This window comes from Streptomyces sp. 4N124 (genome assembly GCF_052245395.1).
Lineage (GTDB): Bacteria > Actinomycetota > Actinomycetes > Streptomycetales > Streptomycetaceae > Streptomyces.
Map to the genome: position 1 here is coordinate 1 of NZ_JBQQBS010000074.1, position 24,360 is coordinate 24,360.

Consider the following 24,360-nt stretch of genomic DNA (forward strand, 5'->3'; position numbering starts at 1 on the left):
ATTTCATCGATGTCCGGTCCGGCGGCGTCCCGGCCGCAGACCACGGAGCCGTACGAGTGGCAGAGCAGGGAGACCTGTGCGTCGCTGCCGACGACGCCGCGCAGCTGCCGTATGAACTCCCGTAGTTCCGGGGCCGCCTCCTCGGCTCGGCCGGTTGTGGTGACCGTCGTGCTCACCGTGCCGGGCGTCTTGTAGCCGAGCCAGGCCACGACCGCCGTGCGGGGGCCGGTCGGGGCGTCCCGGGTGAGTTGGTGCCGTAGCGCGAGGGCCGTCGCGCGGAAGCGGTCGTAGGTGTCGAGGGAGGTGTCCGAGCCCGGGACCAGGACCGCTATGCGGTCGGCGTGGGCCAGGTCGCCGAAGACCTCCGTCGCCCGGCCCGCTCCACGGCCGTCGAAGGCGAGGAGGTGGCGGGAGGGGTTGGCGAGGGAGCGGTCGGCCGCGGCGCGACCGGTGTCCCCGTGGGCACCTGCCATCCGGGACGCCTCCATCGCGTTCGCCCGGTTGGCCTCGTACGCCTCGACCAGCGTGGCCGCGGTCACCGGAGCGACGGCCGCGGGCCGCGGCGCGGGGATCTCGGGTTGCGCGGCGGCGGAGAGGGGGAACACCACGGCGGCGGTGATGAGAGCGGCCAGCACGGTACGGCGCCATCTGAGGGCGAGGTGCCGCCGAGTGCGCAGCCGCCGGTCCCCCGGACCGCCACGACCGCTCTCCGTCGCCGCCCTCTCGTCCAGCCCCATGGTCGTCTCCCCTTCCAGTGCCGCCCGGCCATCGGGCCTGTCTGGATGGGAAGTTACGGATCAGCGGTTGTCGTCCGCGTCACGCCAGGGAGCTCACCTGCGACGTAGCTCTCAGGTATTACGGGTATGAAGGGGCCGCCGGCCACGCGTCGGCCACGCGACGAAGGACAGCGACACGCTCACTGCGCCGCTGCCCCGAAAGCCCGGCCTCACCAGGCCAGTTGCGCGATCTCCTCCGCCACCACCGCGCACGCGTCCGCCGCCGGGTCGATCAGGGGGAAGTGGCCGACGTCCTCCAGGAGCGTCAGGCCCACCACCTCGCCCGCCTTCGCCGCCGCGTCCGCGTCCGCGTAGGACTCGGCGACCGCCTGCGGGACGTCGATGTCGGTACGCCCCTGGACGAGGGTGGTGGCGATGCCGGTCGGGAGCAGGAGCGCCGGATCGGCGTACGGCTGGCGGGCCGCGAACTCATCCTCACCGCCCAGGAGTTGACGTACCGCGCCACCGCAGACGTCCAGCTTCTCGGCGACCGCGAAGTCGGCGATCGGGGCGAGGGCGACCACACCGCGCAGGGGCGCGGGGCGGGCCGTGTACCAGGGGGCGTCGGCCGGCAGGAGGTGACGGGCAGCCACCCACAGGGCCAGGTGACCGCCCGCGGAATGGCCCGTGACGACCATGCGGCGCGCGTCGGCCTGCGGCAGGATCTCCCGTACGAGCGCGGGGAGCGCGTCCACCGCGGCCGCCACGTCGTCGAAGGTGTCCGGCCAGCGGCCCGCGACGCGTACGTCCCTCTCCCCCGCGACCGGTACGCGCCTCTCCCCCGCGACCGAATCGCCCTGCACCCCCGCGCCCGGATGGGCGGCCCCCTCCGCGTCCCGCCCTCCGCGCCGGTACTCGACATTGGCCACGGCGAAGCCGCGACGGGCCAGGAAGTCCGCGAACGGGGTCATGTGACGGCGGTCGTACGGTGCCCGCCAGGCGCCGCCGTGCAGGACGACGATCAGCGGCGCGAGGGCGCCCGGAGTGGCCGGTTCGGGCGTGCGCGGGGCGTAGAAGTCGATCACCTGGTCGGGGTGGTCGCCGTAGGCCGCGGTGGCGTCGGGGTCGACGGGCGGGTGCGAGAAGGCCGACTCCTCTTCGGCGGCGGCTCGTGCTGCGACGTCGTCCGGCATGCTCCAACCTCTCAGCGACGGAACGGAATTTGGCGGACCAGGAGAGAATTCGGCCGTTGGCGGGGACGGTATCAGCCCGGTGACGTGCGCCGACACGGGGATGTCACGCTCGGTGAGGGTGAACGGTTCTGCAGCGCCGCCAAGCCCTCGGACCACAGCGTCCACGCCCCATGACGGCGCCCGCCGGACCCACCGACAACCGACCCGACCCGGCCCGCCCCGACCCGCCCGCCTCGTCACGCAGCCCCGGCCACCGTCTCCCCCAGCACCCGAGCCGCCCGCTCCACATCCCCGAACCCGACATACAGCGGCGTGAACCCGAACCGCAGCACGTCAGGCGCGCGGAAGTCGCCGACGACGCCCCACTCGACGAGCCGCTTCATGACATCCCCGGCGTCGTCACAACGCAGCGCCACCTGGCTGCCCCGCTCCGCATGCGCGCCCGGCGTCAGGGACTCGACCCTGCCCTCGGGGACGTACGACGTCACGCACTCCAGGAAGAAGTCCGTCAGAGCGAGGGACTTGGCGCGAACGGACTCGACCGAGACGCCTTCCCACACCTCCAGCGCCGCCTCCAGCGCCAGCATCGAGAGGATGTCCGGCGTCCCGACCCGCCCACGCAGCGCGCCCGCCGCCGGTTCGTACGCCGCCCGCATGCCGAAGGGCTCGGCATGGGAGTTCCAGCCGGGCAGCGGAGAGTCGAAACGGTCCTGCAGCTCCCGGCGCACATAGAAGTACGCCGGTGAACCAGGGCCTCCGTTCAGGTACTTGTACGTGCAGCCGACCGCCAGGTCCACCCCGTGCTCGTCGAGCCCGACCGGCAGGGCGCCCGCGCTGTGGCACAGGTCCCAGACGGAGACGGCGCCGGCCGCGTGGATCGCGGACGTCAGGGACGGCAGGTCGTGCAGTCGGCCCGTGCGGTAGTCGACGTGGTTCAGCAGCACCGCGGCCGTACGGTCACCCAGGACCGCCGGTACGTCCGCCGGCGCCACCGGCCGCAGCGCGCAGCCCGTCAGCCGGGCGGCGGACTCGGCGATATAGCCGTCCGTGGGGAACGTCGTGGCGTCGACGACGATCTCGTCCCGACGGCCACCCGCACCCGCCATCCGTACCGCCGCCACAAGTGCCTTGAAAACATTGACACTTGTCGAGTCGCCCACCACGATCTGCCCCGCCGCCGCCCCGACCAGCGGAGCGATCCGGTCGCCGATCCGCTCGGGCGCGGTCCACCAGCCGCTCTCCTCCCAGGAACGGATGCGCAGCTCACCCCACTGCCTGCGGACGACGTCCTCGACCCGGCCGGGGACATGCGCGGGCAGCGCGCCCAGCGAGTTGCCGTCCAGGTACACCACGTCGTCGAGCACGAACCGCGAACGCACTCCGGCCAGCTCGTCGGCGGCGTCCAGCTTCCCGGCCCTCACCACCTGCTCAGACCGCTCAGACCGCTCAGACATGAGACCTCGCCGTCCACAGCTCGGGAAACACGTTCTTCTGCGCGCGCTTCTCCAGCCAGGCGACCCCGGCGGAGCCGCCCGTCCCGGACTTGGCGCCCATCGCCCGGCGCGTGGCGACCAAGTGATCATTCCGCCAGCGCCACACCAGCTCGGCGACATCGGTCAACGCCTCGCCCAGCCGGGCCACTTCATCACCCGGATCGCCCGCGTAGACGGCGGTCCAGACGGCCTCCACCTCCGGCGACGGCTCATACCGCAGTGCTATGTCACGTTCCACAACGGACGACGGAATCGCGTGCCCGCGCCGCGCGAGGAACCGCAGGACCTCGTCGTACAGGCTCGGCTCGTGCAGTGCCTTCTCCAGCTCGGCGTGGACTCGGGGCGCGCCGCGGTGCGGGACCAGCATGGACGCGGACTTCTCGCCGAGCAGGAACTCCATACGGCGGTACATGGCCGACTGGAAGCCGGAGCCCTCGCCGAGAGCGCTTCGATACGAGTTGAACTGGGCCGGGGTGAGCTGTCCGAGCGGCTTCCAGGAGGCGTTCAGCGCCTCCAGTTCCCGTACCGAACGCTTCAGCGCGTCGATCGCCACGGGCACGCGGTCCTCGCGCAGGGCGTGCGCGGCGGTCTCCCACTCATGGACGATGACGGTGAACCACAGCTCCATCACCTGGGTCGTGACCAGGAAGACCATCTCTCCGGGATCGTCGGAGAGGGTGTGCTGGAGGTGGGTGAGCACGTCCGCCTTGACGTAGTCCTCGTACGGCGTCGTGCCTGCGAAGTCGAGATGCGGGGTCTCGGGCTCGTTCGTGTCGTGAGCCTCTTGGGACATCGCTGTCTCCTGTTGTAACTCCGGGTAGCGGTCCGCCCCTGCCGTTATCGACACGGGGGCCCCGGTCCCCACCCGAATCCTCACGGGTGTCCCCCGGAAAGTGCAAGGCCCGACTGGATCACAGCCGGACCCGCACTCGAGGTTCGCCTAGCCCAGCGTCTGGGCCGCCGTGGGCGAGGAGTCCTTCAGGAACTGCGAGCAGCGCTCGTACTCCTCCTGCTCGCCGATCGACCCGGCGGCGCGGGCGAGGGCGTGCAGGGCGCGCAGGAAGCCGCGGTTCGGCTCGTGCTCCCAGGGCACCGGGCCGTGCCCCTTCCAGCCGTTGCGGCGCAGGGAGTCCAGGCCGCGGTGGTAGCCCGTACGGGCATAGGCGTACGACTCCACGACGCTGCCCCGCTCGAACGCGTCGTCCGCGAGCTGGGCCCAGGCGAGGGAGGAGGTGGGGTACTGCGCGGCGACATCCGCGGGTGCCGTGCCGTTCGCGAGCAGCTCGCGCGGCTCGGGGTCATCGGGGAGGTGCGTCGGGGGTGGACCCCCGAGGAGGTTTTCGTGAATCGTCATGGGTTCCAGTCTGGGGCATGGCGCTCCGCTGGGGGGTGCCGCGCCGGGTTGTCTGTCGTCTGCGGCTGCGTCGTGGCTGGTCGCGCAGTTCCCCGCGCCCCTTACGGGGCGCTATGCGATCCGTTTCTTTACCGGCTCCCCCTCCAGCGGCGGCGCGGTGATCGCCCCATATGTACGGCATTCCGGGCGGCGGCAGTCCGGGGGTGGGCGGCGTACCGTCGTGAAGGCCAGGATCGAGCCCGCGATCAGGACGACGGCGCAGATGATCATCGCGCGGCCGAAGGCGTCGTCGAAGGCGCTCGGGGAGCGGTAGGCGTCCTCCCCCATTCCGGCGAGCAGGGGGAGTGCCGCGACCGCGATCAGGCCGGCCGCCCTCGCCGCCGCGTTGTTGATGCCGCTGGCCAGGCCTGCGCGGGAGGCGTCCACGGAGCCGAGGACGGTGGCTGTCAGGGGGGCGACCAGGGTGACCAGGCCGACGCCGAAGACAAGGACGCCGGGCAGGACGTCGGCGACGTAGGAGGCGTCCGGGCCGATGCGCAGCATCAGCAGCAGGCCGGCGGCGCACACCACGGGGCCGACGGTGAGGGGGATGCGGGGGCCGATGCGTTCGCCGAGTTCGCCGGAGCGGGCGGAGAGCAGCAGCATCAGGACGGTCGTCGGCAGCAGAGCCGTACCGGCGGCGAGGGCGGAGTAGCCGGCGACGACCTGGAGCTGGAGGACGGCCAGGAAGAAGAAGCCGCCGAGCGCCGCGTACACGCACACGGTGACCAGGTTGACCGCGGTGAACTGGCGGGAGGCGAAGATCCCGGGCGGCATCATCGGGTCGGGCCGCCGTTTCTCGACGTACACGAAGGCGATCCCGGCGGCGACGCCCGCGATCGCGGTGACGGTGACGGCGAGGGAACCGCTCCGGGCCTCGATCAGCGCGTACGTCACCAGGGCCAGGGACAGCGCGCCGAGCGTCGCGCCGAGGACGTCGAAGCGGCCGTGCTTGCGGCCGTCCCCGGACTCGGGGACGTGGCGCAGGGCGATGGGGACGCACAGCAGCGCCAGCGGGACGTTGAGCAGGAAGACCCAGCGCCAGCCGGGGCCGTCCACGAGCCAGCCGCCGAGGAAGGGGCCGATGGCCGCGCCGATGCCGCCGAAGCCGGACCACAGGCCCACCGCCCGGCCCCGGTCGTCGGGGTGGAAGGAGGCCTGGATGAGGGCGAGGGAGCCGGGTGTGAGGAGCGCGCCGCCGACGCCCTGGAGGGCCCGCGCGGCGATGAGGAAGCCGGCGTTCGGGGCGAGCCCGCACAGCAGTGAGGCCACGGCGAACCAGATGACGCCGATGACGAAGATCTTGCGGCGGCCGTACGTATCACCCAGGGAGCCGCCGAGGAGGATCAGCCCGGCGAGCGTGAGCATGTACGCGTTGACCGTCCACTGGAGGGCGGACATGTTCGCGTCGAGGTCTTCGCCGATCCGGGGGAGGGCGACGTTGACGACGGTCGAGTCCAGCAGGGCCATGCTGGAGCCGAGGACGGTGGTGAGCAGGATCCACTTGCCCTGCGGGGAGGCGATCCGGACGTCGGGCATGCCCACAGGTATACAGCGAGCCCGGCGCCGTAGCACCGGGCTCGCTGCAAACGTACGGTTACGGCTACTTGATCTTCGTGCCGGTGGAACGCAGGTTCCCGCAGGCCTCGAGGACGCGCTTGGCCATGCTCGCCTCGGCCAGCTTGCCCCAGGTGCGCGGGTCGTAGGTCTTCTTGGAGCCGACCTCGCCGTCGACCTTCAGGACGCCGTCGTAGTTCTTGAACATGTGGTCGGCGACGGGACGCGTGAAGGCGTACTGCGTGTCCGTGTCGATGTTCATCTTGACGACGCCGTTCTCCAGCGCGGTCGCGATCTCCTCGGCGGTGGAGCCGGAGCCGCCGTGGAAGACGAAGTCGAAGGGCTGAGCGCCGGCGGGCTGACCGTACTTCGCGGCGACGCCGTCGTGCAGCTCCTTCAGCAGCTCGGGGCGGAGCACGACGTTGCCCGGCTTGTACACACCGTGGACGTTGCCGAAGGAGGCGGCGAGCAGGTAGCGCCCCTTCTCACCGAGGCCGAGCGCCTCAGCCGTACGCATGGCGTCGTCGACCGTCGTGTACAGCGAGTCGTTGATCTCGTGCGAGACGCCGTCCTCCTCGCCACCGGTCGGGGTGATCTCCACCTCGAGGATGATCTTCGCGGCGCGGGCACGCTCAAGGAGCTCCTGCGCGATGGAGAGGTTGTCGGCGAGGGTCTCTGCGGAACCGTCCCACATGTGCGACTGGAACAGCGGGTTCTCACCGCGCGCGACGCGCTCCTCGGAGACGGCGAGCAGCGGACGTACGTACCCGTCGAGCTTGTCCTTCGGGCAGTGGTCGGTGTGCAGGGCGACGGTGATGTCGTACTTCTTGGCGACGATGTGCGCGAACTCGGCCAGGGCCACCGCACCGGTCACCATGTCCTTGCTGTGCTGACCGCCCAGGAACTCGGCGCCACCCGTCGAGATCTGGATGATGCCGTCGCTTTCCGCCTCCGCGAAACCGCGCAGCGCCGCGTGCAGGGTCTGGGACGAGGTCACGTTGATGGCCGGGTAGGCGAACTTGCCTGCCTTCGCCCGGTCGAGCATCTCGTTGTAGACCTCGGGGGTTGCGATGGGCATCTGTCCGCTCCTTGATTGTGCGGGTGGCGTTCTGCTGGCTTAGGGCCCTGACCTAGGGGGCGACGTCATCGTCGGCCCCATCTTTCCAGACAGGACCGGATGATCGGGACGCCCCGTCAGTCCAGTCCCAGCTCGTCCTTCGCGTACGCGTAGCGGTACGGCACCCCCGCGCCCTCCTGGATCTTCTCGGCGGCACCGGTCGCCCGGTCGACGATGGTGGCGACGGCGACGACCTCGGCACCGGCCTCCCGCACGGCCTCGACGGCGGTGAGCGGGGAGCCGCCGGTGGTGGAGGTGTCCTCGACGACGAGAACGCGGCGGCCGGCGATGTCCGGGCCCTCGACCCGCCGCTGCAGTCCGTGCGCCTTGGCGGCCTTGCGGACGACGAAGGCGTCCAGCTTCCGCCCGTGCGCGGCGGCGGCGTGCAGCATGGCCGCGGCGACCGGGTCGGCGCCCATGGTGAGGCCGCCGACCGCGTCGAAGTCGAGGTCGGAGGTGAGCTCGAGGAGGACCTGCCCGACCAGCGGGGCGGCTTCGCCGTCGAGGGTGATCCGGCGCAGGTCGACGTAGTAGTCGGCCTCGATACCCGAGGAGAGGGTCACCTTGCCGTGCACCACGGCCTTGTCCTTGATCTGCCGCAGCAGCGCGTCGCGTACGTCCGTCGTCATGTCTGCCAGCTTAGACAGCTCTCAGGCTGCGCCAGGTCCAGGTGGTCGAGGCCTCAAGCGGCTCCAGCGGGGTGACGAGGCGGGGCAGGCTGTTGAGCCCGTCCGGCGGCCCGGTCTGCGGCTCGACGCATACGGCCGCCTCCTGCTCGTCGTACACGACGACCCACTCCTCGCCGCTCCTGACGGTCAGCTCCAGCCGCTCCGGCCAGGTGAGGGTGACGTCGACGCCGTCGGGCATGCCGAAGCAGTCGTCCCAGGGGCCGGGCTTGGGGTCGATCCGGTTGCCGGTCGGCAGATGATCGTCGCCGCGCTCTTCCTGCCAGGTGGGGGCGAAATCGAGGACGACGCCCGCACTGTCACCGAGCTTCCGGTTGAACCACGGGTGCCAGCCGATCTGTGCCGGGAAGGACGACTCGTACGTCTCCACGGACATGGTGAGCGTGAGGGAGTCCTCGGCGAGGGCGACGACCTGGGTGACCCGGCCGGGGTAGGGCCAGGGGTCGACGAGGTCGTACGTGATGACGGCCTCGTTCGCCGTCCTGCGGGCGGTGCGCCAGGCGCCGTCGCGGGCGGTGCCGTGAATGGCGTGCGGCGGGGAGTTGAGCGGCATCTGCTGGACCGTGGCCCCGTCCCGGAACCGCCCGTCCCGCATCCGCCCGCACCACGGCACCATGGGGAAGCACCCGAACCGCTCCCCCTGCCGCAGCAGTTGATCCCCACCGACCCGCAACCCACCGACCCGCCCGCCGTTCCCCGGCTGCACGGTCACCTCCGCGTCACCCGCGGTCAGCGTGATGTCTTCACTACTCACGGCACGACCCTACTGGGCGGATCAAGGTATTAGCCCGTCCGGCGTTTGAGGACGAGGCCGTTCAGGCCGAAGCGGGGGTCTGGGGGCGGCAGCCCCCAGGGATGGGACGGGTAGGGGCGGCGGGGGCGAGAAAATCCACGCCCACCACTCAGCGCCGCTTACGCAACACCCTGCCGACCACGATCGCCGACGCCAGCACCAGCGCCGCCGCCGGAGCAGCCCACCGAAGCGTCGAATGCGGGGCCACCGTCTGAGGCGCGGGAACCGGCGCATACCGGCCACGCGGCGGAGCGTGATCCACCTCCTCCGCACTGCGCCCGATCATCGTGCGCCGGGCGTGAGCGGCTTCAGCGGGCGCCGGCTCCTCGGCCTCGGCCTCGGCAAGCGGATCGAGCCCCGGCGCAGGCACCTCCGCGTCGAACACGGAGGACTCCTCCGGCGTCTCGACGACGGCATCCGCAGCGTCCGCGACCTCCGCCCCCCTCGGCTCCTCAGCCCCCTCCTGCTCGGCCCCCAGGTTCTCCGCGAAACGGTTCAGCAGCCGACCCACCGCCGAGGTGACCGCATCCCCCGCCAGTTCCGCCACACGCCCATCCGCCGTGGCCGTGCCCTCGAACGTGAGCGTCGTACCGCCGTCCGTGTCACGGAGGCGGAGAGTAAGCGCGAGCTTGACCGAACCCGTGCCGCGAGCCTCGGTCGCGTCGCCCTCGATGGCGTACGAACCGTCGTCCTGCCCGGAGAGCCGGGCGGAGCCGCGGTAGGTGATGGTGTGGCCGCCGACGCGTACCTTCAGCCTGCCGGTGACGGGCTCGGCGCCGGCGTCCTGCTGGAGCCCGGGGACCGCCCGGGCGATCCGTGCGGGGTCGGCCAGCGCCTCCCTCAGCCGCTCGGCCGGAACCGGAACGAACACCTCATGCTCCATGTTGGCCGAGCGTACCCGCAGGTGCCGTGCGCATGCTCCCGTTGGCCACAACTCGCCCGGCGTATATGTGAACGCCGCCTGGTGGCTCAGTACCGCGGATGCACCAGCGTCGAAGCCTCCACCTCCCTCACCCGCATCCCCTCCAGCACCCTCGCCCCCGCCGTCAACTCCCCCTGCGTCAGCGTCCGGAGCGGCGGTGCCTGTGCGAGGGCCAGCGGCGGATTGCGCCCGGTCGTCGCCAGGACGAAGCCCCAGTCGTGCGGGCCGTGTGTGGTGCCGCCGGTCGAGCGGTCGGGGCCGGCGCGGAAGCCCGCGTCGTGGCCGGTGATGCCGTAGGGGGACGTCGACAGGGACGCGGCGCGCATCGTGGTGTCCACCGTCCAGAACGCCTTCGGGCGGGAGGAGACCGGGCCGGCGTGCACGACGAGGCGGCCGTCCCGCGCCAGCGCCCGCCGGGCCAGGCCGTAGAACTCCTGCGAGTACAGCTTGGTGCTCGCCGTGATCCCGGGGTCCGGCAGGTCGGAGATGACCACGTCGTACGCCGATCTGGGCGCCGACCGCAGCCAGGCGAAGGCGTCCGCCGTGGTCACGTGGACGCGGGGGTCGTCGAAGGCGTGATCGTTCAGCGTGGACAATCCGTGGTCCTCGCGCGCCAGGCGGACCACCCCCGCGTCGAGTTCGACGACGTCGACGCGGTGGACGTCCGGGTGGCGCAGCACTTCGCGGGCGGCCAGCCCGTCGCCGCCGCCGAGGATCACCACGCGCGCGTGCGGGCCGTTCATCGCGGGGTGGACCAGCGCTTCGTGGTAGCGGCGCTCGTCGTGGCCGCCGACGCGGAGCCGGCCGTCGAGGTAGAGTTCGAGCGGGCGTCCGTCGGTGCCGCCGGTAAGGACGACCTCCTGGACTTCGGTCTGCACGGCCACACGTACGTCCCTGCCGTACACGGCGTGCCGGGCCGCCCGCTCGAAGTCGTCGACGTGGACGGCGGCGGTGGCGAGGACGCCGAGGACGGTGAGGTTGGCCAGCACCAGCAACCACCGGCCGCGCAGGGTGAGATCGCTGCGGAACAGGCCCAGCACGAGCGCGCCGCCGACCACCGCGTTGACCGCGCCCGTGATCAGCGCGCCGGTCAACTGGCCCAGCTGCGGCAGGAGTACGAAGGGAAAGGCGAGGCCGCCGACGAGCGCGCCGACGTAGTCCGCCGCGAACAGGTCGGCGACCGCGCCGCCCGCGTCCTGGCGGCGGATGCGCTGGATCAGCTCCATCAGCAGCGGGACTTCGGCGCCGATCAGCAGGCCGATGGCGAGGGAGAAGGTGACGAGCAGGAGCCGGGGGCCGTGCGCCCACAGTCCGCCCCAGTCGCCGGTCCAGGCGAAGACGGCGTACAACGCCATCGCGCTGCAGCCGCCGACCAGCGCGAGCGTCGCCTCGATCGCGCCGAAGCCGGCCGCGGCGAGGCTGCGCAGCCGTTTCGCGGCGAGGGAGCCGATGCCCATCGCGAAGACCATCACGGACAGCACGACGGAGGCCTGGGTGACCGAGTCGCCGATCAAGTACGAGGCGAGGGCGACGAGTTCGAGTTCGTACACGAGTCCGCAGGCAGCGCAGACGAACACACCCGCGAGGACCAGGAACCGGCCGACACCGGGCCGGACGGGCAGCCGCGCGGGGCGGCCCCAGGGCGGCGGTGTGCCGGGTGGGGCGGGCGCGTGCGGTTCGATCACGTTGCGACGTTACGTCACGCCGCAGGCACGCTTCGTCACCCACACGTGTGGAGTCGGTTTACAGTCGGCGGAGACCGGTTTGGGCCGCGAACTCCCCCGCGCCCGGGCGGGAGGAGACCGGCGACGGGCTCGGCCGGCCGGCCGGCACCCGCACCCCGACCCGGGTCCGTGTCGCCACCAACTGCCCGTCCTGCGGGTACGCGTGCCAGGTCCGCCAGTGCACCTGCCCCTCGTGCCGCTGGGCCAGCAGCGCGGTGAAGGCGTGCGGGCTGCCGGGGAAGACTCCGACGAGGCCGTGCGGATGGTCGGAGACGAGGGCCAGCAACTCCTGGGCGCGGCCCGCGAAGGAGCCCGGGGAGAGGATCTCGACGCGGGCCGCGAACTCGTACTCCCAGTCGCCCACCCGCTTGGCGACGCCGAGCGGCAGCGGTGTGCTGCTGCCCGGGATGCATGCCACCGTCTCCGAGCAGACGCCCTGTTCCTCCTCCAGGAGCACCTGGTGGGACGCGCCGAGCAGTCTCAACTGGAGCTTGGTCCCGGTCAGTTCGAGGTCGAGGGTGGCCAGTGCGGGAAGCGGCTCACGCCCCAGGGCCCAGGCGAGGTCGGCCGCGCGCGTGTCGGTGTACGAGGTTTTCAGGGTCGTGAGCATGGGTCGGCTCCGCTAGCACGCAAAGAAAAAGGGAGGGGTGGGTCCGGCACTTCCCGGTCCACGCCGGGAGATCAGCCCGGTCAGCCCGGTCGGGAACAGGTGTCCGCGGGACGTCCGAGGGGCCGCTTTGGTGATGTAGAGGGAATCATGAACTGAGGCGCCTCCACAGCGTTTTTACCCAACTTCGTAGGGTTTCCATCCCTCAGTGGGCTCCACAGCTCAACTGTTCAACTACGGCGTGCGCCTCAGCGCATATGGCGTGCGCCGGAGCGCACGAGCGCCCGCCGGGAGCTGTCCCCGGCGGGCGCGATGCGGGCCCGGCAGCAAGCGCGGACCCCGTGGTCGGATGCGGTTCCCCCTTCAGGGAGCTCAGCTGCCCCGTGTCAGCTGCCTCCACCACCGCATCCGCCACCCCCGCCGCCGCCCCCGCACGACGATCCACCACCACAGGACGACCCGCCGCCGCACGACGAGCCGCCGCCACTGTCTCCCCCACCGGCCCACCAGCTGCCGCTACCGCTACCGGCGCTCCCGCTGTACCGCCCCGCGCGCCGGCGACGCGCCTGGCCGCCCCTGCGCGCATTGGCGATCAGGGCCGCGAAGAACAGGACGATGAAGACCGTCAGGATGATGCCGAAGGTCATGGCGCCACCCTCCTTCCGTTTACCCCGGAGCGGCCCCCCGTGGGCGCTCCGTTGGTTGCGTGACCTGGGCATGCCCGGCCGTCCCGACTGTCAAAGCAGAGTTGAGGAAGTCCAGAGCTTGGGCGCAGGATGGCCGGCATGACCTCCAGCGCACGCCCGCTCCTCAACCGCCGGCTCGCCGAGTTCGGGACGACGATCTTCGCCGAGATGTCCGCGCTCGCTCTGCGCACCGGATCGATCAACCTGGGCCAGGGATTTCCCGACACCGACGGGCCCGACGAAGTCCGGGAAGCAGCGGTGCGCGCCCTGCGCGACGGCCGCGGCAACCAGTACCCGCCGGGTCCCGGCATCCCCGAGCTGCGCGGCGCCGTCGCGGCACATCAGCAGCGGCGCTACGGGCTGTCGTACGACCCGGACCGTGAAGTCCTGGTGACGGCGGGCGCGACCGAGGCGATCGCCGCCTCGCTCCTGGCCCTGCTCGAACCCGGCGACGAGGTGATCGCCTTCGAGCCGTACTACGACTCCTATGCGGCCTGCATCGCGATGGCGGGCGGCACGCGCGTGCCGGTCACTCTCCGCCCGCACGACGGCAGCTTCCGCCTCGACCTGGACGAGCTGCGCGACGCGGTGACCGACCGCACCCGTCTCCTGCTGATCAACACCCCGCACAACCCGACCGGCACCGTCCTCACCCGCGAGGAGCTGACCGCGATCGCCGAGCTGGCCATCGAGCGGGATCTGCTGGTGGTCACGGACGAGGTGTACGAGCACCTGGTCTTCGACGACGCCGAGCATCTGCCGCTGGCCACGTTCCCCGGCATGCGCGAGCGGACCGTCACCATCGGCTCGGCCGGGAAGTCGTTCTCGTTCACCGGCTGGAAGGTCGGCTGGGTGACCTCGACGCCGGAGCTGGTCACGGCGGTGCGGTCGGCGAAGCAGTTCCTGACGTACGTCTCCTCCGGGCCGTTCCAGTACGCGGTCGCCGAGGCGCTGCAGCTCCCGGACACGTACTTCACGGCCTTTCGCGAGGACATGCTGATCAAGCGGGACCTGCTGGCGGCGGGGCTGGTGGAGAGCGGCTTCGAGGTGTTCAAGCCCGCCGGCACCTACTTCATCACCACCGACATCCGCCCCCTCGGAGAGAGTGACGGCTTCGCGTTCTGCCGCGCGCTGCCGGAGCGCGCCGGCGTCGTCGCCATCCCGAACGCCGTCTTCTACGACCACCGGGAGGCGGGCGCACCCTTCGTACGGTTCGCGTTCTGCAAGCAGACCAGCGTGCTGGAGGAGGCGGTGAAGCGGTTGAAGGCGCTGGCCGGCTGAGGCCGGCAGGGTTTTCCACAGGCTGTGGACGGCGAGAGCCCGGCCCCGGCACGCGGCCGCAGTGGCCCGTGCCCTGGCCGGGCTCCGCTGAAGACCAGGACTTGGACTTACTCGTCGTCCTCGGGCTTCTCCGCTTCGTTGACCTCCTGCTCGAGGCCGAGCTGCTCCACGAGCCACTTGTCGAACTCGATAGCGGCCCGCACCCAGCTGACCGTGGACGAGACGAAGTGCTCCAGGCTCACGCCCGTGCCGATCAGCATCTGGGCCTCGCCGATCAGGCGGACGGTGCCGTCGTCATGGGTGTGGCTGTACACCTTGGGCCACAGGGTCCGCCGGTTCCAGTCGTCGATGGACTCCAGCAGCTGCGGCTTCTCGTCGATCTGGTGGGGCCGGTCGTAGAACGTCCGCACCGAGAAGACCTGCTGGTCACCCTCGCCACGGAACATGAAGTACGTACGGAACTGCTCCCACGGTGCGACGAGGTCACCCTCCTCGTCCACGAGGTGCTTCAGCTCCATCTGGTCGAGGAGCTGCTTAACGAGGTCCTGATCCGGGACGACGGGGCCCGCCGGTCCTTGGGGCTGCGGCTCGGGCTGGCCCCCGAAGTTCGGAATCGAGGACGGGTCGATGGTCACCGTGAATTTCCCTTCGTACGGATTCCGCCATCCTCCCTCACCAAGGGACCCGGTTGGCAACCCCGACGGGAAGTGTCAGCCGTCAGCTGACAGGATCTGACCGGTAGGGGACGTCCGCTGTACGAAGGGTGGGGCTCATGGCGATGACACAGAGTGGCGACACGGTGGGACGCACCAGGTGGTGGGTGGTCGCCCTCATCCTGGGGCTGCCGGCGGCGCTCGTGGCCGGCGTCCTCACCCTGCTCGCGGTGTGGGTGGTGGCTGGGTGACACGGAGGGCTCCTTCCGGGAGCCCCCCGCGCCCCCCTCAGAGGGTCTTGCCGGTCGCCGGGCCGACGATCAGCCCGTCCCCGAACGAGTCCACCCGGACCGTGTCCCCGTCCTTGACCTCACCCGCGAGGATCTCCTTGGCGAGCCGGTCCCCGATCGCGGTCTGGACCAGCCGGCGCAGCGGGCGGGCGCCGTAGGCCGGGTCCATGCCCTCGTCCGCCAGCCAGGCCAGGGCCTCGTCGGTCACCTCAAGGGTGAGGCGGCGCTCGGCAAGGCGCTTGGTGAGGCGGTCGATCTGGAGCCTGGCGATGCGCTCCAGCTCGGGCTTGGTCAGGGCCGAGAAGACCACCAGGTCATCGAGACGGTTCAGGAACTCCGGCTTGAAGGAGGCGCGGACCACCTCCAGGACCTGCTCCTTCTTCTCCGCCTCGCTGGTGATCGGGTCGACCAGGAACTGGCTGCCCAGGTTCGAGGTGAGAACCAGGATCGTGTTGCGGAAGTCGACCGTCCGCCCCTGCCCGTCCGTGAGGCGTCCGTCGTCCAGCACCTGGAGCAGGATGTCGAAGACCTCGGGGTGCGCCTTCTCGACCTCGTCGAGCAGGATGACGCTGTACGGCCGCCGCCGCACCGCTTCGGTGAGCTGGCCGCCCTCCTCGTAGCCGACGTATCCGGGCGGCGCTCCGACGAGCCGGGCCACGCTGTGCTTCTCGCTGTACTCCGACATGTCGATCCGGACCATGGCCCGCTCGTCGTCAAAGAGGAAGTCGGCGAGCGCCTTGGCGAGTTCGGTCTTGCCGACACCGGTGGGGCCGAGGAAGAGGAAGGAGCCGGTGGGCCGATCGGGGTCGGCGACGCCGGCGCGGGTGCGCCGCACGGCGTCCGACACCGCCTGCACGGCCTCGCTCTGCCCGATGAGCCTGCGCCCCAACTCCTCCTCCATCCGCAGGAGTTTCTGCGTCTCGCCCTCCAGGAGGCGGCCTGCGGGGATGCCGGTCCAGGAGCCGACGACGTCGGCGATGTCGTCCGGGCCGACCTCCTCCTTCACCATGGTGTCCCTGCCGACCTCCTCCTCGGCTTCGGAGGCGGCCTCCAAGTCCCGTTCCACGGCGGGGATCTCGCCGTACAGCAGCTTGGACGCGGAGTCGAAGTCGCCGTCGCGCTGGGCCCGTTCGGCCTGTCCGCGCAGTTCGTCGAGCTTCTCCTTCAGCTCGCCGACCCGGTTGAGGGACTGCTTCTCCTTCTCCCAGCGGGCGGTCAGGCCGCGCAGTTCCTCCTCCTTGTCGGCGAGGTCGCGGCGCAGCTTCTCCAGGCGCTCGCGGGAGGCCGGGTCGGTCTCCTTGCCGATCGCCAGCTCCTCCATCTTCAGCCGGTCGACGACACGCTGGAGTTCGTCGATCTCGACAGGCGAGGAGTCGATCTCCATACGCAGCCGGGAGGCGGCCTCGTCGACCAGGTCGATGGCCTTGTCGGGCAGGAAGCGGGAGGTGATGTAGCGGTCGGACAGGCTGGCTGCCGCGACGAGCGCGCTGTCCGCGATGACGACCTTGTGGTGGGCCTCGTAGCGCCCCTTGAGCCCGCGCAGGATCGCGATGGTGTCCTCGACGGTCGGCTCGGCGACCAGCACCTGCTGGAAGCGCCGCTCCAGCGCCGCGTCCTTCTCGATGCGCTCGCGGTACTCGTCGAGGGTCGTGGCACCGACCATGCGCAGCTCACCGCGGGCGAGCATGGGCTTGAGCATGTTGCCCGCGTCCATGGCGGAGTCACCGCCGGCCCCGGCGCCCACGACGGTGTGCAGCTCGTCGATGAAGGTGATGATCTGCCCGTCCGAGTCCTTGATCTCGGCGAGCACGGTCTTCAGCCGCTCCTCGAACTCACCGCGGTACTTGGCCCCGGCGACCATGGCGCCCAGGTCCAGCGCGACGAGCCGCTTGTTCTTGAGCGACTCGGGCACATCGCCCTTCACGATCCGCTGGGCGAGCCCCTCGACGACGGCGGTCTTGCCGACGCCGGGCTCACCGATGAGGACGGGATTGTTCTTCGTACGGCGGGACAGCACCTGCACCACCCGCCGGATCTCCTGGTCCCGCCCGATGACCGGGTCGAGCTTGCCTTCCCGGGCCGCCGCGGTGAAGTCGGTGCCGAACTTCTCGAGCGCCTTGTACTGGCCCTCGGGGTCGGGTGTGGTCACCCGTCGCCCTCCCCTGCTCTTCTGGAACGCCTCCAGCAGCTTCTTCGCACTGGCGCCCTGCTGGGAGAGTACGTCGCCGGCCTGACCCCCCTTCGCGGCGATACCGATGAGGAGGTGCTCGGTGGACAGGTACTCGTCCCCCAGCTCCTTGGCCTTGGCCTGCGCGTCCGCGATCACGGCCAGCAGCTCACGGCTGGGCTGCGGCGGCGCGACGGTGGACCCGGTCACGCTGGGCAGCCCGGCGAGGATCTTCTCCGCGCCGGCCCGTACGGCGGCCTGGTCGGCGTCGACGGCGGCGAGCAGGTCGGTGATGTTCTCGTTCTCCTGGCCCGCGAGCAGCGCGAGCAGCAGATGAGCCGGGGTGAGATCGGGGTGTCCCTCTTGCACGGCCCGGTTACTGGCCGCGTTGATGGCGTCCCGGCTCCGGTTGGTCAGCTCGGCGTCCACGTATCCGTTCTCCTCCTAAGCGTCAGCCGTCCACACTGACGTGAGCAACGTACACAAAGTTGAGTCTATTCCACTCAAGTAGGTGTACGGGAGGTTCGGCGGCTATGTTCCGGCGTCATGGACCGTCATGGACATACGTTCCCGGGGCCTGGCCGACTCGGCCCGCAGAGAGTTTTCCAGCCACAGACCGGCTGTGTCGATGTCCCGAAATATCCCGCAAAACTGCAGCGGGGTCACAATGTTCCGGTCCAAGTGAAGACACTGCGGGGGGGAGCACCCTAGCGATCTGTTACGACGGGGGAATCGCGTCAGGCACTGCGGGGGGTGGCTGGGACGGCCTGTGGGGCGGCCGGGGCCTCGGGTTCGGCCAGCTGGTGGTCACGCTGGTCGAGGTTCACAAAGATCATTCCATATCGGATGGCACACCTCACCGGCTGCGGCGCCCCCCGAGGACGCCGCAGACACCGGTACGCCCGGACGTCCTCGTCCTCGTCCCGCGTGACGACGACCGGCTCACCGAAGACGGTCACCATCAGGGAGTCACCGCTGTGGGGGATGGCGGTGGCGAGGTCGATGAAGTGCCAGCCGGAGCGGTAGGCGGTCGCCATTTCACGGCGGAAAGAGCGGTCGTCGGGTGGGGTGGTCACGTCATTTCCCCTCGGTGTCAGGCGCGACGGGAACAGCAATCGCCGGCCAGGCACTGTCCGCCCTTACGTCACCCTTCTCACCGGAGAGGCCACTCAGCGCTCCGAAGGCCACAACGGCGGAGAAGGCGACGACAAGAAACGAGCGAAGCATTCTCTTACGCATAGTCGGCTTCGTCCTCACTTGAAGGTCCCTCTTCCCCCGTCGGGTAAGACGATGGCTCATTCAGGCACGTCATGGCCACACTATCGATGCATCATGTTCCTGCATGTTCAGGACCCTGGGGGGTGGAGATTTGGTGATGAATCGGACTAATGCGACGCATCCCCATACGGTGAGCGAGATGTGCGACGAAGGGGGGCGGCTCTACGCGAACGCGCTGCGCACGGGACGCATCGCCCGCGCCGATGTGGGGCCCGCCCCTTGTCTGATGGAGTTCGCTCTCCTCCAACCCGACCCTGACGATCCGGAGTGGCTGCGCCCCATACCCCCTGCGGTCGCCCTGGCCCAGCGGCTCAATCCCATCGAGCACGAGATCACGGAGCGCAGGCGCCTGTCGATCGAACTGTCCGATGCATTCGAGCCGTTCATGGCCCTCAGTGCCCAGGCGACCACGACCACCGACTCGATCACAGTGCTGGAGGGCGGGGAACGGATCAACGCGGCGCTCAACCTTGCCACGGCCCAGTGCACGTCCGAGATGCTCACGATCCAGCCGAGTGGCAACCGCCCGGAGCGCAGGCTCATGCAGGGACTGGAACGGGACCGGGAGCTGATCGAACGTGGTGTGAGGATTCGCACCCTCTATCAGCACACGGCACGCTACAGCCCGGAGAAGCTGGCCTATACGGCCCAACTGTCCAACGGCAAGGCGGAGTACCGCACGATCGACGAACTGGTCGAGCGGCTGATCATCTGCGATGAGGCAGTGGCCTTCATTCCCGCGCGCGACGACCAGCAGGTGGCGCTGGAGCTCCGGCACCCCGGCCTGGTCCGCTACCTGATCAAGCTCTTCGAGTTCCTGTGGGACCGCGCGGTACCGCTGAGCACGGGCGCCCCGTACGAAACCGCCTCCGACGGCATCACGGACATCCAGCACTCCATCGCCAAGCTCCTCGTCGAGGGGCACGTCGACGAGGCCATAGCGCGCCGCCTGGGCATGAACGTACGCACGTGCCGGGCCCATATAGCCAAGCTGGCCACCGCCCTCGGCAGCGGAAGCCGCGCCCAACTCGGCTTCCTCATAGCGCAGTCCGGGATCCTGAAGCAGGACCAATCGGCACCGGGAGGGGACGGCCACCCGTGACGGCGCACACGCACGCAGCGGAGGAGCTGTGCGACGCGGGCCTGAATCTGTACGCCCATGCCCTGCGCGAGGGGCGGGTGGGTGCCGAAGCCGTGGAGGGGGCTCCGTGCCTGGTCGACCTGGGGCTGCTGCAGCCGGACGCCGAGGATCTGCGGTGGCTGCAACCCGTCGCACCGGCCTTCGCTCTGCACCGGTTGCTGCGTACCGTCGAGGACCGCATCGCCGACGAGCGGCGACTCGAGGAGCGGCTGACCTCCGTGTTCCTGCCGCTGATGCGGATCGACGGCCGGCATACGGCAGCAGCGGACACACCGACGATCACAGTGCTCAACGGCACGGAGCAGATCAACCGCGCCATCACCCAGGCCATGGCCGACGCGCGCCAGGAAGCGCTTTGCGTCCAGCCTCACGCCGGCCTTCTCGGTGAGCGCGGGGAGTCGGCCCGGCTCGTGGCCCTGGCCCGCGACCAGGCGCTGTTGGACCGTGGCGGCCGGTCCCGGACCCTCTACCAGCACACCCTTCGCCATGTGCCCGCCATCGTCGGCTACCACGAGCTCCTGCATGGTGATGCCGAGGCCCGCTCCCTGGACGAGATCACCGACCGCCTCGTCATCCTCGACCGCACGGTGGCTTTCATCCCCGCCAATCCCGACGGCACCCTTGCCCTGGAGATCCGCCAGCCGGCGATCGTCTCCTACCTCGCCACCACCTTCGACCGCCTCTGGCGCCTTGCCACCCCCATGTACCCCGAATCGGTCCAGCGCCCCACCCTCAACGGCATCACCCCCCGTCAACGAGCCATCGCAAGCCTCCTCATCGAAGGCCACACCGACGCCGTCATCGCGGGGCGCCTCGGTATGAACATCCGCACCGCCCGCGTCCACATCGCCAAACTCGCCGCCACACTCGGCAGCGAGAGCCGGGCTCAACTCGGCTATCTCATCGGACAGTCGGGGATTCTTGACCGGGAACAGTGAGCGAGCGGGGCGGGCCGTCGAGCCCCACCTGCGCGATACGGACGCCCAGTTGGGTGCGGCTGGCCGCGCCCAGGGTCTCGGAGAGTCGGGCGATGTGGGCGCGGCAGGTGCGGACGCTGATCCCCAGCCGCTCGGCGATCACCGCGTCCTGATGGCCCTCAGCCAGCAGTGCGGCGATGGACTGCTCGCGGTGCGAGATGCCTTCGATGCCCGTGTCGGGCAGTGCGGCGGTCACGGGGATCGCCAGACGCCAGAGCCGTTCGAAGACCGTCACCAAGTACTGGACCAGCGCCGGATGACGCAGCTCCAGCGCCAGCGTGCGATCCGCGTTCGCCGGGATGAAGGCCACCGTGCGATCGAAGAGGATCAGCCGGTCGATGACCTCGTCCAGGGTCCTGGCCTCCACCGCGTCACCCATCAGCTCCAGGTAGTTGAGCAGGCCCTGGCCGTGCCGGGCGACGTGGGTGTACAGGTCCCTCATGCGTACGCCCCGGCCGCGCAGGGCCAGGGCGCGATGGAGGCCCTCCGTCAGTTCGTGTTCGGGGCGGATGCCGCCCGGCTGCACGGTCAGCACTTCCGACGTACACGCCTCGGTCGCCTCGTCCATGGCGGCCTGAATCCGGGACAGGCCGTCGAGCACACGGATCGACGTGCCTTCCGCCGACACCGACGCCAGCCGCGGCCCGAGTCCGGCGAACCGCTCCACGGCCGCCACAACCGACCCGACCCGCCGCTGGCTCGCGCTGACCTCGTCGTACACCCCGCGCAGCAGCCGGGTCATGACCTCCTGCGGTGAGGTGGGGACCAGCCAGTCCATGTCGTCGGGGTCCGGGTGCAGCAGGGCGAGTTCGAGCAGGCACGGCACCGGCTCCGCGTCCTGACGCCGCACGCGGCCCCGCCGTACGGCCCGGGAATACACGCGATCCCCGGCATCGCACAGTCGGTCAGCACCGTGTGGATGCTCGTCCGTCCCGTGCCCGGCCATCGCCCATCCCACCCCCGGTTCAGCCTCTTTGCAGCGCAACTATGAAGGGACCGGACCTGCTCCGCAACACGCCTCCTCCGCGCGTGGCGGTGATATTCGGCCTCTTTGCCCGGCTATCTCCGCGCCTCCCTCCGTTGAATTGCAACAAGGTGACGGTGGTGTGGCGTACGCCCGGGGCGGCTTGGGCGCAGGGAATCCCGAGCGCCGCGTGAGCTGCCGGAAATCGCTCAGTGATCGCCGTGTTACGTACCGCCCTTAACGTCCAGTCATGGCGGACATATTTGACGCATACGCGTTGGCCGATGCGTGGGACGAGATGTTTGTGCGGCCGGGTGAGGTCAGGACCGCCTATGAGCCGGTGCTGGCGGCTCTGCAGCCGATCGAGCCGAGTGAGCTGCGGTTCCGGGCGGACCAGATGGCCCGGGCGTTCACCGACCGTGGGGTGACCTACGCCTTCGCGGGCGAGGAACGGCCCTGGCCACTGGACCTCGTGCCGAGGATCCTCGACGCCCTGGAATGGGACCTGATCCAGCGCGGGGTGGCCCAGCGCGTGCGCGCCCTGGAGGCCTACCTCTCCGATGCCTACGGGCACTGCCGCGCCTTCGAGGACGGTGTGGTGCCCTGGCGGCTGCTGCTCAACTCCGCCCATTTCCACCGGGCGGCCCACGGGGTCGAACCACCCGGCGGGGTGCGCATCCATGTCGCCGGCATCGACCTCGTACGGGACGAGGCCGGGGACTTCCGGGTCCTTGAGGACAATGTGCGGGTCCCGAGCGGGGTGTCGTACGTCATCGAGAACCGCAGGGCGATGACCAGGATCTTCCCCTCGCTCTTCACGGAGCAGCATGTGCTGCCGGTGGACGGGTACGCGCAACGGCTGCTCGCCGCGCTGCGGGCCGCGGCGCCCGGCGGCACGGTCGACCCCCGGGTCGTCGTCCTCACCCCCGGTCCCAGCAACGCCGCCTACTTCGAGCACGCCCTGCTCGCCCGGCTGATGGGTGTGCAGCTGGTCGAGGGGCACGACCTGGTCTGCCGGAACAACCGGGTCTGGATGCGGACCACGCGTGGCGAGGTGCCCGTCCATGTCGTATACCGGCGGCTCGACGACGACTTCCTCGATCCGCTGCACTTCCGGCCCGATTCGGTGATCGGCTGCCCCGGCATCCTGAGCGCCGCCACGGCGGGCAACGTCACACTTGCGAACGCCGTGGGCAACGGCATCGCGGACGACAAGCTGCTGTACACGTACGTCCCTGATCTGATCCGCTACTACCTCTCCGAAGAACCGATTCTCCCCAATGTCGAGTCCTACCGGCCCGACGAGCCCGGCCAGTTGGAGGCCGTCCTCGACCAGATCGACCAGCTGGTCGTGAAGCCGGTCGACGGGGCCGGCGGGCAGGGCATCGTCATCGGGCCGAAGGCCGGCCCCGAGACCCTGGAGCGGACCCGGAAGGCCGTCGCCGCCGACCCCCGCGGCTGGATCGCCCAGCGGCCGGTCGCCCTGTCCACCTCCCCCACCCTCGCGGGCGAGCGGATGGCGCCGCGCCACATCGACCTCCGGCCCTTCGCCGTCAACGACGGCAACGACGTCTGGGTGCTCCCCGGCGGCCTCACCCGGGTCGCCCTCCAGGAGGGCAACCTGATCGTCAACTCCAGCCAGGGCGGCGGCTCCAAGGACACCTGGGTGCTGGCCGAGGGCCCCGCGGACGGGCCCGCCCCGGCGCCCGCCGCCGGCCTCCCGGACGTCGCACCCCGCCAGCTCGGACCCGACGGCTCCCCCACCGTCGTACAGGAAGGGGCGCAGCAGTGAACGACGTGATCCTGTCCCGGATAGCCGAGGCGCTGACCTGGACCGGCCGCTATGTCGAGCGGGCGGACGCCACCGGGCGCATTCTCGACGCGTATCTGCACCGCATGCTGGAGGACCCCTGGCGCGACGAGGACGCGGCCTGCCGGTCGCTGTACGCGATCCTCGGCGTCGACGCGGGCGACGAGCGCGTCGACATGCAGCAGGTCCTGGACCAGCTGGCGTTCGACGCCCACTCGACCTGCTCCATCGAGGGCGCGCTGGGCGCGGCCCGGCTGAACGCGCGCAGCGCGCGTGAGGCGGTGTCCTCCGAGATGTGGGAGTGCCTCAACGCGACCTGGCACGCGCTCGGCGAACAGCGGCGCGCGGCCCGCCGTACCGGCCCGTACGCCTATCTGGAGCTGGTCCGCAGCCGGGCCGCCCTTTTCTTCGGGCTCGCCGACTCCACGATGAGCCGGGACGACAGCTGGCGTTTCGTCGTGCTGGGCCGGAGCCTGGAGCGGGTGGACATGACCGTACGGTTGCTGTCCGTGCGCGTGCTGGACGCCGCCCATGCCCCGGACTGGACGACGCTGCTGAGCGCGAGCGGCGCGGACGAGGCGTACGCGCGCGTGCACACCGGTTTCGGCGACAGCCCGAGGGTCGCCGAGTTCCTGCTCCTGGACCGGGCCTTCCCGCGCTCGGCGCTGCACGCGCTGACGACCGCCGAGGAGTGCCTGACGGCGCTGGGCCGCCCCCGCCAGGACCCGGCGCGCCGCCCGATCGGGCGGATACGCACCCGCCTGGAGTATCTGGACTCCCATGCCCTGGAAGAGCAACTACCCCTGTTGCTGACCGACTTGCGGCAGTCCTGCATGGCCTCCGCCGAAGCGGTGGCGGAGCGGTTCTTCCCGTACCAGGGGCCCGTCGAGTGGGCCCAGGAAGGAGCGTGAG

22 protein-coding genes are annotated in these 24,360 nt (G+C 70.5%); 6 read left to right on the forward strand and 16 right to left on the reverse strand.

Going from position 1 to position 24,360, the window contains the following annotated elements; all coding sequences use genetic code 11:
- From ACTWQO_RS42800 to ACTWQO_RS42855, 12 genes are all read right to left on the reverse strand, one after another.
- A partial coding sequence (locus tag ACTWQO_RS42800; protein ID WP_443242788.1) for an alpha/beta hydrolase occupies positions 1 to 737 on the reverse strand: 737 nt, incomplete at its 3' end.
- A gap of 209 nt (positions 738 to 946) precedes the next feature.
- The gene (locus tag ACTWQO_RS42805; RefSeq protein WP_443242789.1) at positions 947 to 1,909 is read right to left on the reverse strand and encodes an alpha/beta hydrolase; all 963 of its coding nucleotides are present in this window, start codon (positions 1,907 to 1,909) and stop codon (positions 947 to 949) included.
- Positions 1,910 to 2,145: 236 nt separating this feature from the next.
- A complete protein-coding gene (kynU, locus tag ACTWQO_RS42810) occupies positions 2,146 to 3,363 on the reverse strand; it encodes a kynureninase (protein ID WP_443242790.1) in 1,218 nt (405 codons plus the stop codon).
- Positions 3,356 to 4,195, reverse strand: a complete 840-nt coding sequence (locus ACTWQO_RS42815) for a tryptophan 2,3-dioxygenase family protein (protein ID WP_443242791.1) — start codon at positions 4,193 to 4,195, stop codon at positions 3,356 to 3,358. Before ACTWQO_RS42815 ends, kynU begins: the two co-directional genes overlap by 8 nt.
- 147 nt (positions 4,196 to 4,342) lie before the next feature.
- Positions 4,343 to 4,756: a DUF3151 domain-containing protein gene (locus ACTWQO_RS42820; protein ID WP_301982806.1), complete on the reverse strand. Its 414-nt coding sequence runs from the start codon at positions 4,754 to 4,756 to the stop codon at positions 4,343 to 4,345.
- A 111-nt stretch (positions 4,757 to 4,867) separates the two neighbouring features.
- Positions 4,868 to 6,334 carry an MFS transporter gene (locus ACTWQO_RS42825; RefSeq protein WP_443242792.1) on the reverse strand — a complete coding sequence of 489 codons (1,467 nt, stop codon included), beginning with the start codon at positions 6,332 to 6,334 and terminating at the stop codon, positions 4,868 to 4,870.
- Positions 6,335 to 6,398: 64 nt separating this feature from the next.
- Complete coding sequence (gene fbaA / locus ACTWQO_RS42830; RefSeq protein ID WP_443242793.1) at positions 6,399 to 7,430, reverse strand: class II fructose-bisphosphate aldolase; 1,032 nt, start codon at positions 7,428 to 7,430, stop codon at positions 6,399 to 6,401.
- Positions 7,431 to 7,546: 116 nt separating this feature from the next.
- Positions 7,547 to 8,098 carry an orotate phosphoribosyltransferase gene (gene pyrE / locus ACTWQO_RS42835; protein WP_443242794.1) on the reverse strand — a complete coding sequence of 184 codons (552 nt, stop codon included), beginning with the start codon at positions 8,096 to 8,098 and terminating at the stop codon, positions 7,547 to 7,549.
- Positions 8,099 to 8,108: 10 nt separating this feature from the next.
- Positions 8,109 to 8,909, reverse strand: a complete 801-nt coding sequence (locus ACTWQO_RS42840) for an aldose epimerase family protein (RefSeq protein WP_443242795.1) — start codon at positions 8,907 to 8,909, stop codon at positions 8,109 to 8,111.
- 148 nt (positions 8,910 to 9,057) lie between these two features.
- Positions 9,058 to 9,831 (reverse strand): SRPBCC family protein, encoded by a 774-nt coding sequence (locus ACTWQO_RS42845; RefSeq protein ID WP_443242796.1) that lies wholly within the window; start codon positions 9,829 to 9,831, stop codon positions 9,058 to 9,060.
- Between the two features lie 86 nt (positions 9,832 to 9,917).
- Positions 9,918 to 11,555, reverse strand: a complete 1,638-nt coding sequence (locus tag ACTWQO_RS42850) for a polyamine aminopropyltransferase (RefSeq protein WP_443242797.1) — start codon at positions 11,553 to 11,555, stop codon at positions 9,918 to 9,920.
- Between the two features lie 58 nt (positions 11,556 to 11,613).
- Positions 11,614 to 12,204, reverse strand: a complete 591-nt coding sequence (locus tag ACTWQO_RS42855) for a DUF2617 family protein (RefSeq protein ID WP_443242798.1) — start codon at positions 12,202 to 12,204, stop codon at positions 11,614 to 11,616.
- A 773-nt stretch (positions 12,205 to 12,977) separates the two neighbouring features.
- Between ACTWQO_RS42855 and ACTWQO_RS42860 the strand changes: the two genes are divergently transcribed.
- Positions 12,978 to 14,168 (forward strand): pyridoxal phosphate-dependent aminotransferase, encoded by a 1,191-nt coding sequence (locus ACTWQO_RS42860; protein ID WP_443242799.1) that lies wholly within the window; start codon positions 12,978 to 12,980, stop codon positions 14,166 to 14,168.
- A 107-nt stretch (positions 14,169 to 14,275) separates the two neighbouring features.
- On the opposite strand, the gene ACTWQO_RS42865 is transcribed toward ACTWQO_RS42860, so the two are convergent.
- On the reverse strand, positions 14,276 to 14,803 hold the full coding sequence (locus ACTWQO_RS42865) for a YbjN domain-containing protein (RefSeq protein ID WP_210579884.1): 528 nt from the start codon (positions 14,801 to 14,803) through the stop codon (positions 14,276 to 14,278).
- 137 nt (positions 14,804 to 14,940) lie between these two features.
- On the opposite strand from ACTWQO_RS42865, the gene ACTWQO_RS42870 reads away from it, so the two are divergent.
- Positions 14,941 to 15,072 (forward strand): hypothetical protein, encoded by a 132-nt coding sequence (locus ACTWQO_RS42870; RefSeq protein ID WP_443242800.1) that lies wholly within the window; start codon positions 14,941 to 14,943, stop codon positions 15,070 to 15,072.
- Between the two features lie 37 nt (positions 15,073 to 15,109).
- Here ACTWQO_RS42870 and clpB read toward each other — a convergent pair whose 3' ends face one another.
- Both clpB and ACTWQO_RS42880 read right to left on the reverse strand, forming a co-directional pair.
- Complete coding sequence (clpB, locus tag ACTWQO_RS42875; RefSeq protein ID WP_443242801.1) at positions 15,110 to 17,707, reverse strand: ATP-dependent chaperone ClpB; 2,598 nt, start codon at positions 17,705 to 17,707, stop codon at positions 15,110 to 15,112.
- 308 nt (positions 17,708 to 18,015) lie between these two features.
- A complete protein-coding gene (locus ACTWQO_RS42880) occupies positions 18,016 to 18,354 on the reverse strand; it encodes a hypothetical protein (protein WP_443242802.1) in 339 nt (112 codons plus the stop codon).
- A 266-nt stretch (positions 18,355 to 18,620) separates the two neighbouring features.
- On the opposite strand from ACTWQO_RS42880, the gene ACTWQO_RS42885 reads away from it, so the two are divergent.
- Positions 18,621 to 19,658 (forward strand): helix-turn-helix transcriptional regulator, encoded by a 1,038-nt coding sequence (locus tag ACTWQO_RS42885; protein WP_443242803.1) that lies wholly within the window; start codon positions 18,621 to 18,623, stop codon positions 19,656 to 19,658.
- Complete coding sequence (locus tag ACTWQO_RS42890; protein ID WP_443242804.1) at positions 19,655 to 20,635, forward strand: helix-turn-helix transcriptional regulator; 981 nt, start codon at positions 19,655 to 19,657, stop codon at positions 20,633 to 20,635. The genes ACTWQO_RS42885 and ACTWQO_RS42890 overlap by 4 nt, the downstream gene beginning before the upstream one ends.
- Here ACTWQO_RS42890 and ACTWQO_RS42895 read toward each other — a convergent pair.
- Positions 20,598 to 21,620 (reverse strand): LuxR C-terminal-related transcriptional regulator, encoded by a 1,023-nt coding sequence (locus ACTWQO_RS42895; RefSeq protein ID WP_443242805.1) that lies wholly within the window; start codon positions 21,618 to 21,620, stop codon positions 20,598 to 20,600. The two genes, ACTWQO_RS42890 and ACTWQO_RS42895, sit on opposite strands and share 38 nt — an antisense overlap.
- Positions 21,621 to 21,888: 268 nt before the next feature.
- Between ACTWQO_RS42895 and ACTWQO_RS42900 the strand changes: the two genes are divergently transcribed.
- Together ACTWQO_RS42900 and ACTWQO_RS42905 are read left to right on the forward strand one after the other, a co-directional pair.
- Positions 21,889 to 23,430, forward strand: coding sequence for a circularly permuted type 2 ATP-grasp protein (locus tag ACTWQO_RS42900; RefSeq protein WP_443242806.1), 1,542 nt, complete (start codon positions 21,889 to 21,891; stop codon positions 23,428 to 23,430).
- The gene (locus tag ACTWQO_RS42905) at positions 23,427 to 24,359 is read left to right on the forward strand and encodes an alpha-E domain-containing protein (RefSeq protein ID WP_328439489.1); all 933 of its coding nucleotides are present in this window, start codon (positions 23,427 to 23,429) and stop codon (positions 24,357 to 24,359) included. Before ACTWQO_RS42900 ends, ACTWQO_RS42905 begins: the two co-directional genes overlap by 4 nt.
- Position 24,360 lies beyond the last annotated feature (1 nt).

Coding starts and splice junctions, on each gene's coding strand:
- ACTWQO_RS42805 (WP_443242789.1), bottom strand. CDS start 1,909: ATGCCGGACGACGTCGCAGCACGAGCCGCCGCCGAAGAGGAGTCGGCC.
- kynU (WP_443242790.1), bottom strand. CDS start 3,363: ATGTCTGAGCGGTCTGAGCGGTCTGAGCAGGTGGTGAGGGCCGGGAAG.
- ACTWQO_RS42815 (WP_443242791.1), bottom strand. CDS start 4,195: ATGTCCCAAGAGGCTCACGACACGAACGAGCCCGAGACCCCGCATCTC.
- ACTWQO_RS42820 (WP_301982806.1), bottom strand. CDS start 4,756: ATGACGATTCACGAAAACCTCCTCGGGGGTCCACCCCCGACGCACCTC.
- ACTWQO_RS42825 (WP_443242792.1), bottom strand. CDS start 6,334: ATGCCCGACGTCCGGATCGCCTCCCCGCAGGGCAAGTGGATCCTGCTC.
- fbaA (WP_443242793.1), bottom strand. CDS start 7,430: ATGCCCATCGCAACCCCCGAGGTCTACAACGAGATGCTCGACCGGGCG.
- pyrE (WP_443242794.1), bottom strand. CDS start 8,098: ATGACGACGGACGTACGCGACGCGCTGCTGCGGCAGATCAAGGACAAG.
- ACTWQO_RS42845 (WP_443242796.1), bottom strand. CDS start 9,831: ATGGAGCATGAGGTGTTCGTTCCGGTTCCGGCCGAGCGGCTGAGGGAG.
- ACTWQO_RS42855 (WP_443242798.1), bottom strand. CDS start 12,204: ATGCTCACGACCCTGAAAACCTCGTACACCGACACGCGCGCGGCCGAC.
- ACTWQO_RS42860 (WP_443242799.1), top strand. CDS start 12,978: ATGGCCGGCATGACCTCCAGCGCACGCCCGCTCCTCAACCGCCGGCTC.
- ACTWQO_RS42870 (WP_443242800.1), top strand. CDS start 14,941: ATGGCGATGACACAGAGTGGCGACACGGTGGGACGCACCAGGTGGTGG.
- ACTWQO_RS42885 (WP_443242803.1), top strand. CDS start 18,621: ATGTTCAGGACCCTGGGGGGTGGAGATTTGGTGATGAATCGGACTAAT.
- ACTWQO_RS42895 (WP_443242805.1), bottom strand. CDS start 21,620: ATGGCCGGGCACGGGACGGACGAGCATCCACACGGTGCTGACCGACTG.
- ACTWQO_RS42900 (WP_443242806.1), top strand. CDS start 21,889: ATGGCGGACATATTTGACGCATACGCGTTGGCCGATGCGTGGGACGAG.